Source organism: Metabacillus herbersteinensis (genome assembly GCF_042433335.1).
In the GTDB taxonomy this organism is placed as follows: domain Bacteria; phylum Bacillota; class Bacilli; order Bacillales; family Bacillaceae; genus Metabacillus; species Metabacillus herbersteinensis.
On record NZ_JBHLVO010000097.1, the window covers coordinates 1 to 678 of the forward strand.

Annotated in this window: 1 protein-coding gene; it reads right to left on the reverse strand. The window is 40.0% G+C overall.

Features of this window, described 5'->3' with window-relative positions; all coding sequences use genetic code 11:
- Positions 1-303 precede the first annotated feature (303 nt).
- Positions 304-678: transposase (locus ACFFIX_RS27850; RefSeq protein ID WP_378939908.1), on the reverse strand; the 375-nt coding region annotated here is incomplete at its 5' end.

The following is a 678-nucleotide window of genomic DNA, read 5'->3' on the forward strand; positions in this document are numbered from 1 at the left end:
GTGTTGCTACATTGGGTGAAGATGTGAAAAAAGCGGCAGAAGAGAAGTTTCAACAAATTAATAACGCTAAAGAACGAATTTATAAAGCCAGAGGAATAAAGTAAAAAAAGAATATTTCGTGAAGGGATATTCAGTAAATGTCTCTAAAAAATAAGATGGCATATGAAGATGATAGGGCATGACCATTTCATATGCCATTCTTATTGTCATTTTTCCGTGCTTTCTCACATACTTCTATCCGACAGGACATGACGTTCCGGAAGAAGTCTGATGACCTCTTCTGATTCTGTGAGTAAAATCATATCATGCTGCTTTAGCTGTTTTGTTTCTGATTTTTTCTATTATCAGTATGGCATTTGCCGTATGTATTCCAAAGAAAATCCACAGTATTTCCGTCTTCCTGTTTCTGGCCTTTATCCTTGAGAGCGAGTAATGTTGCTTTTGAGTGCCGAAGCTTCCTTCAAGCCGTGTTGCCCTTTCTTTTGAGAGTTCGCTTCTAAGCACCTTCCTCAAAGGCTCATCTTTGGCCGCCCTTCCCTTGCGCACAAAGGATGTGGATATCCCATATTTTGTACAGAACTTTCTGTTGGCATTATTGGCATATATGGAATCGGCAGCCACACATCTTACCCTTACATTCATAAGCTTCTGCTGCATACGGATACAGTCCTTCAAGCG